Source organism: Pleionea sediminis (genome assembly GCF_007570825.1).
Classification (GTDB): Bacteria; Pseudomonadota; Gammaproteobacteria; order Enterobacterales; family Kangiellaceae; genus Pleionea; species Pleionea sediminis.
The window spans coordinates 1-6,459 of sequence record NZ_SUNB01000017.1 but is presented as its reverse complement, the minus strand read 5'-3'; the positions used below and the strand labels follow the sequence as shown (position 1 = coordinate 6,459).

Genomic DNA, 6,459 nt, shown 5'->3' with positions numbered 1-6,459 from the left:
AAAGATTAGGAAAGTCTTCAGTTGGAAACTTGACCTCCTTTTCCCCACCTTTACGGATAACCATGTATGACACTAGGAGTTACCTTTTGCATTTAACGCCGCCATCTGCGGGCAATTTGAGTGGGGATTGATTGTGCAACAATGGCGAAGCCATGCACAAGCGAGCCACGCTTAAATTGTCCGAATGCCGCTTGCGGCATGATCAGCATGGCCTTGTTATGCATCTCTAATTGACACAACCAATTTCTCAAGGCTATCTGCTGCATTTGATAATGCAGATTCTGCCGACATTATTGATGAGCGAAGACAAGCAATTGACTCAGCACACTTCTGCTTATCTTTGGCCATATTTGCCTGCTTCAGTTCTTCAAGCAAATCTAGAGTTGTTTTAGTTACCCCGCCGGTATAAGTTGCAGAATGCTTACTGATATCAATATCTTCGACTATTGTTTCGAAATCCTCTTTCAGCTCCAAGCTAATTTCCTGGCTAACGCCTTTGAATACCTGAGATGAAACAAGGAGCTCATTAAGAATTTCGTTGTAGATATCTATATCAATCTTCATGTTTACTTTCTGCATAACATTGGGTTAAACGGACCCTAAGAACCGTATAATAAATTTATCTCATTTTAACACAAATTGCTGAAACCAGCGTCACAACCGGCCTGTAACAATTTCACAGAAAGCTCTTAAGGGATAAAAAGCGGACCACTGCACGTTATAATACCCTTGCTTATTTTTGAACCTTAAAAAAGAATACAAAATTCAATGTCTTACAGAGGCTTTAAAATAACGCATAAAAAGTACGGACCGACCAGCAAGTAAAACGAAAATCTAGCGTTTACAACTGCCTCTTAATGTCCATTAAATCGACTTGTTGACGGCAGTGTCTACTAATGACAGTTTTACGATATTTTAGACGCTCTAAAAGACCATTCTTAGGGTGTCCATTAATTTATAAATTAATAGACACGGCCTATTTATCGAGGACAAACCTCGACACTACTTATGCAAGTAGCTTTATTTTGAAAAATGAGCGATCTTTTTCTGAGGTGAGTTTCTTAACGCTATGATTTTATTGAATATTAAATTTCCGCAAACATACTAAGATCGCTTTCGTGCATATTAACCAGAATCTCCATTTGATATAACCTTCTATCTAGCTGATAATTAAAGCTAATTCGAATTGCTCAAAGTTGTATATACTTATTAAATGCGCTTTGATGAATATAATTACTAGTTATATCACTGAGGATGAGTATGCTTTCGATCTTCGAGAATAATTTGTGGCTTTTCTGGGGTGGACTTATTCTTTCGATCATTTCATGGGTTTGTTGTGCTTGGATAAAAAGTGATACTTTAAGAAAGCGGCTAAGAGCATCAATTTTCTTCTTAGGCTTTCCTTTAGTCTTTTTTACACATCCATTTCTTTACTATCAGGTTTGGATGCTCTTTATTGCATCAATATTCGACCTAAACTTCATAGCTCTATCGGTAATGTTGGTGGTTTGGGGAATTTTACTTTTGGTTAGTCCGTATATTGGCAGGCATAATGATTTCGCTGATACATGATATAACCAGGCGTTGTAGTAGAACGCTTCATTGCATTTCGCTTCAACTAAACTAAGCGTTATATTTTACCTGAGGCTATTTTCTAGTGATCGTATTTGAAGAAAGTCATCCTACAAGAGATTACGAAGCAGAAGCAGAGCGTTTTCATGTTCGAACTGGTTATAGCTTGCCATCTGAATACGTTTCATTTCTGGGCAAGTGCGGTGCAGGAAATTTTCCAAACTTATGTATGTACGAAGGCTTATTTCCGATCGATATGGTGTTTCAACTTTCCTTCGAGAAAGAACCTGAAAATGCTGTAGAAGAGACTAGAAGATCTATCGCTGATGGAAGAATTAGCGACAATGTGTTTGTTTTTGGTTCTACGACGGATTATCACACTACTTTTTGTCTCATTCTAGATGGCGTGTTGAAAGGTAGTGTGGCTTTTTTCGGTGATGATAATCTAATTCTTCCAGAAGGATACTCAGAAAAGGACTTAGAAGTCGGAACTATTTTAGGGAGAAGTTTCAATGATTTTTTATCAAAGCTTAAAGGAATATAACAATACATTGGAGAAAGATGCAAAAACACCGCTACGCAGTAAGCGCTGGACTCAAACACGCTGGCGCGCGTTTTCGCCGGTAATTGGAACGTTAGGTATTTATTCCACCTCTGTCTGGACAATAGAGATTTTTTTTGCATGATGGAGCGATGCACTTTAATTATTAACTCTATAAATTAAATTTTAGGCAAAGGAAATTTTTTATCGGAACGTGTCACTTTGGCGCAATAGATCTTTATTGAGTTATCTAGGATAAGTAGCCTTTGTACGTTATTTCGAAAGGCATCACTATTACTTTTTTATTTTAACTATTCTCCAACTACTCCTAGTGTAGTTTGTTGTGAGAAGGAATTAAGGAAATCATATGAAGTCAATATTTTTATGTTTAACTGTGGCACTTATGCTAATGGCATGTAATGGCTCACAAGAAGGCGTGCCGACTATGGGAAATATGGAAGTGAGCACTCCTGAGGAACAATTTGAACTTGGAACTAAATTTGATGAGGCATACGATTCTGTCAAGGGAATAGAAAAGAATAACGAAAAAGCTGCTTTCTGGTATCAAAAGGCCGCAGAACAAGGCTACGCAGAAGCTCAGTATAATTTAGGACTTATGTACTTCTTAGGTGAAGGTGTATCCCGGGATTACAAAAAGGCTGCATTGTGGTATCAAAAAGCAGCCGAGCAAGGGCATAAAAAAGCTTTGAATAACTTAGGTGTACTTTACGATAAAGGCCAAGGGGTTAAGAAGAACTCAAGAATAGCGGCCCATTTGTTTATACAAAGTGCTGAGGACGGTAATAAGGTTAAGCAGTTTATTGTTGGACAAAGATTCGAGTATTCTGAAGGGGTTGATTATAGTATTGAGGACGCGATTTATTGGTATTCTGCTTCCGCAGAACAAGGTTATGCCAGTGCGCAACTCAAGCTTTGTGAGTTATATTCAGATGGAGAGCGTGTTGAAAAGGACTTGGATAAGGCTGCTCTATGGTGCAAAAAAGCAGCGGAGCAAGGCGAAAGTAAAGCCCAATTAATTCTTAAGAAGTACAATTGACTTCTAACACGCGGTTGGTGTCGAGAAAGTTCTCTAGCGAACTTGTAGATATACTTGAAATGCAATAGAAAAATAACTCGACAATGATAGACGTGTTGTCTGAAGAATTACAAAGACAAAACAAAGCATCAAAGTCGGATTCTTAACAGTTTAATGCAGCATAAATTTTAATTTAAGGATAATATATATGAAGTATCTTAATTTTGGAGTAATAGGATTAAACATAGCACTGGCAACTTTATCATTTATGGTTGTTTATAGAACGGGCAGCTACACGTATTTGTTTTTTGGTCTCGTTTGTATTTTTTCTTTGTATAAAATAATCTTAAACGAGTATTCTTTAATACTACGAGTTGCCAACTTGGGCTTAATTCTTTCTGGAGCAGGGTTAGGCATAGCAAGTCTCACTGATTTTGAAATTATCTATTTAGCTCTTGCTCTTCTTATTGTAGGGATATTAAATATAGTATTATTTGCTAAATTCAAGAAGGAAAGTGAGCTTTCTGATAATCCTTTTATAATTTAATAACTACATTGCGTTTAAGCAGAAATAAAGTCTACTTATCAAGCTGTGAGTAAAACTGGAGAACTCAATGAAACTAATCATTCTAATTATTGGCCTTTTTGTTATTTCTGGTTGTGCGCAAAACAACCAAAAAAAAGGAAGTCCACAAGTAAATATTCGGCCATTCACTGTGCAAGAAACGGAAAACTGTCTTAAATATGGAATTGAAGCCCAGACCTTGTTTAGTATGCTTAAAGATGGCTTACCTTATGAAATGCTCAAAGGTGTGTTTCAAACTAAAGAGCACGCGACAGGCTTTACACTTCAACAGCTTGAACAAATTAATCAAATTAAAAGCACTAAAAACCATCCAATTACTATTGGCGGTTATTTTCAGTCTCAGTGTCTAAATAATTTATTAAATATTCCAACGCCTAATTTCTCCATTGTAGAGAGTGAGTTGAAGGAATGTGAAAAACTAAAAGAACCAAATAAAATTCTACAATGCTCAACTGTTAGAACGGCTACAGCAGCAAAGAGAATGTTGTAGCTCGCATTACGACAAACGTTAGATATTAATCTATGTATTGAAAGATCAAGTAGATATTAGGATATAGGATGAAATATACAGTTTTATTTCTGGTGACTTTTTTATTTTCTTCTTCAGCGTCTGCATCTGAAAAGGCCATATTAACACCTGAAGAAATGGTAGAGTTATGGGGGTATATCTATAAAAATGGAGTACAAAAGCCTTTTACCGGAGTGTATCAACAAACCTGTGAAGATGGTGGATACGTATTTAGAATGGAAGTGCTAAATGGAAAAGCACATGGAAAATTCGAGATGTGGGACAAAGACTGCAAGCATAAGCAATCCGAAGAGTATTTTGACCAAGAAACCCCCATTGGCACCCATAAGAAATGGATAAATGGTGAGTTACACAAAGAAATAGTTTATGAAAAGGGAACAGCCGTCCAAATTATTGAACATACGAAAGAACCATCTGTTATTGGAATAATAGCTCGACCAGCGAATGGAAGTTAAATGAGCACTCAGTCAAGACTAACAACTTTCAATTTGAAGCTAAATAGTTACCTCACATCAAGAACGCACCGGCTTTTTATAGGAATTTTTCTCCCACCTTTGTTGTGCAGTATCATTGTAATAATTTTAAGCCAGCTGGGATTCGATGACCTCAATGCTGGCTTAACAGTAATTATTTATGCATACATATTTGGTGGGACTCAATCTCTTTTATTTGCCTTGACAATCGAGTTTTGGCTTCTCAAGAGAAATGTAAACCTCGATAAAAAATTCAACTCATTACTAATATTTTCAATACTATCTGGAATCCTAAGTCCATTAGCTGCTTTACCAGCATTGTTTCTCTTCCCAATACTAATATTTATTTGCCCCATAGTTGCTCTATTGATAAGCAATATGATGTTCAACTCGAAGTATGCTCATAATGAAATAGATATCAAAAGGATAAAACCAGCATTCGATAAAATCTTAAAAAGAAAGACCCTAATTGTATTAGCCTCTATAACAACTTCACTTGTGCTCTATTTCTATAGTTTACCCTTTTTAAATAAGAATACTTTAGCTATAGCTCTATCTATAGTTTCTTCTATTTTGATGTTTTCGATTATCAGTTACGTACTTTTCAAGTTATTCAACTCTAAGGTAAATTATCGAAGATGTTGCATATCTTCTTGCCTTGCTAACGCGATCGCTGCAATCATAACTCTAGTGATAAATTACACATATGTTCTTACAGGTGGCTTTTTTTCGGTAATTTTTTTACTTTTAATATTTTTCATTTCTTGCTTAACAATGACATTACTGCTCACCTATTATTTAACAAAAAAGACTCTCTGTGAGGAAGCAAAAAGTTAGCTTTTTTAATATTTGCAATTTCAAATATGCGCTTCTCAAAAATACGTTTTTAACGTTCATTGCTTAATGTGAACGCATAATCAAGGCACCCTCAACCCACGCTTCCGCACTTTGAATAACTGAGTGAGCTTTTGTTCTAGAAAGCTTCAACTCTCTCGCAATGTCTCGCACCGTTTCTCGATCGATGTATTTTCGAGTGAGCGCTAAACATCGAGTTTTATCGACTTTCTTCAGCGTTAAAACAATTCGGTCTAGTTTTCGTACTTCATCATCCGAAAGCGCTTGTATGAATGTTCGTGATTCTTTGTCGTAACCAGAACGCACTTTGATCATGTCGGCACCGACGGACTTGGACGGATACCAAAGATGACGAGCGACATTGCCCTGGCGATGCCAAATACCCCAGCGAATTAAGTCGTCTTTAATGTGAGCCGACACGATTATCGCCTCCTCTAATCCACACATGCTCTCTAAGATAATCAGCAATGATTTTTTGAGCTTGAATTGAGCCATAAGCAATATCACAAAAATATCCAACTCGGTTCATTCGCTCTTTCCACTGCTTTTGAGTTTCACTAACACGTGAGGGATACAGTTTTGGCGGTTTCATTTCTAAATACAAACCACTGTATTCCGTTGTTGGAATAGCAAGCACTAAATCGGATACGCCTGCTTTAACACCGAGTGATTTTAGAATACCCGCCTCTGCTTTACTGCGTCCGCCACCGTTCGGAACGTGAAACAAATAATCAAAGAGAGTCGTATTTGGCTCAAACAGTTTTGAGCTTGGTAACTTAATAAGTCTCGACCAATTAATCACAGCACGTTGATGCGTATCTTCTATGTTGCGTTTTCTCTTCTTGGGTTTCAATGGCATGATTACAC

General features: G+C 36.9%; 10 protein-coding genes. 7 read left to right on the top strand and 3 right to left on the bottom strand.

The annotated features are described in order from the left end of the window. Positions 1–216: 216 nt before the first annotated feature. Positions 217–564 (bottom strand): hypothetical protein, encoded by a 348-nt coding sequence (locus FAX86_RS21920; protein ID WP_144395642.1) that lies wholly within the window; start codon positions 562–564, stop codon positions 217–219. 696 nt (positions 565–1,260) lie between these two features. On the opposite strand from FAX86_RS21920, the gene FAX86_RS21915 reads away from it, so the two are divergent. The 7 genes from FAX86_RS21915 to FAX86_RS21890 all read left to right on the top strand — a co-directional run bounded on the left by FAX86_RS21915 (position 1,261) and on the right by FAX86_RS21890 (position 4,719). Beyond that, complete coding sequence (locus FAX86_RS21915) at positions 1,261–1,572, top strand: hypothetical protein (RefSeq protein ID WP_144395641.1); 312 nt, start codon at positions 1,261–1,263, stop codon at positions 1,570–1,572. Between the two features lie 85 nt (positions 1,573–1,657). After that, positions 1,658–2,116 carry an SMI1/KNR4 family protein gene (locus FAX86_RS21910; RefSeq protein WP_144395640.1) on the top strand — a complete coding sequence of 153 codons (459 nt, stop codon included), beginning with the start codon at positions 1,658–1,660 and terminating at the stop codon, positions 2,114–2,116. After that, positions 2,085–2,258, top strand: coding sequence for a hypothetical protein (locus FAX86_RS22365; protein ID WP_164503712.1), 174 nt, complete (start codon positions 2,085–2,087; stop codon positions 2,256–2,258). The genes FAX86_RS21910 and FAX86_RS22365 overlap by 32 nt, the downstream gene beginning before the upstream one ends. 222 nt (positions 2,259–2,480) lie before the next feature. After that, positions 2,481–3,170 (top strand): tetratricopeptide repeat protein, encoded by a 690-nt coding sequence (locus FAX86_RS21905; RefSeq protein ID WP_144395639.1) that lies wholly within the window; start codon positions 2,481–2,483, stop codon positions 3,168–3,170. A gap of 187 nt (positions 3,171–3,357) precedes the next feature. Next, the gene (locus FAX86_RS21900) at positions 3,358–3,696 is read left to right on the top strand and encodes a hypothetical protein (RefSeq protein WP_144395638.1); all 339 of its coding nucleotides are present in this window, start codon (positions 3,358–3,360) and stop codon (positions 3,694–3,696) included. 67 nt (positions 3,697–3,763) lie between these two features. Beyond that, positions 3,764–4,225: a hypothetical protein gene (locus FAX86_RS21895; protein WP_144395637.1), complete on the top strand. Its 462-nt coding sequence runs from the start codon at positions 3,764–3,766 to the stop codon at positions 4,223–4,225. A 68-nt stretch (positions 4,226–4,293) separates the two neighbouring features. Next, positions 4,294–4,719: a hypothetical protein gene (locus FAX86_RS21890; protein WP_144395636.1), complete on the top strand. Its 426-nt coding sequence runs from the start codon at positions 4,294–4,296 to the stop codon at positions 4,717–4,719. Positions 4,720–5,637: 918 nt separating this feature from the next. Here FAX86_RS21890 and FAX86_RS21885 read toward each other — a convergent pair. Both FAX86_RS21885 and FAX86_RS21880 read right to left on the bottom strand, forming a co-directional pair. Beyond that, complete coding sequence (locus FAX86_RS21885) at positions 5,638–6,012, bottom strand: antiterminator Q family protein (protein ID WP_144395635.1); 375 nt, start codon at positions 6,010–6,012, stop codon at positions 5,638–5,640. Continuing rightward, positions 5,996–6,459: VRR-NUC domain-containing protein (locus FAX86_RS21880; protein WP_144395634.1), on the bottom strand; the 464-nt coding region annotated here is incomplete at its 5' end. The genes FAX86_RS21880 and FAX86_RS21885, both read right to left, overlap by 17 nt.